The following is a 221-nucleotide window of genomic DNA, read 5'->3' as shown; positions in this document are numbered from 1 at the left end:
AACCAAGGTGGTACACCAGATGGTCAAGGTGGAATGGCATTCAACACAGCTAAGTTTCCTTACTCTTTGACTTATCCAACTGCTTTCCGTTTGAAAGGTTCTAAACAAGTTGAACCAACTGTTCAATCAAATGGATTTGTTAAAAATGAACGTGGTACATTTACCGTTACTGTTGACAAATTGAACGTGCGTAATGCACCTTCAACCTCATCAGGTGTTGT

1 protein-coding gene is annotated in these 221 nt (G+C 39.8%); it reads left to right on the top strand.

Annotation, left to right across the window (positions count from 1 at the left end):
• The coding region (locus A3761_RS26920; protein WP_197472815.1) for a hypothetical protein at window positions 1-221 on the top strand (221 nt) is incomplete at both ends.

Source organism: Oleiphilus sp. HI0123 (assembly GCF_001635315.1).
Note: the sequence above shows the minus strand (reverse complement) of the source record. Positions and strands in the feature narration are given on the sequence as shown.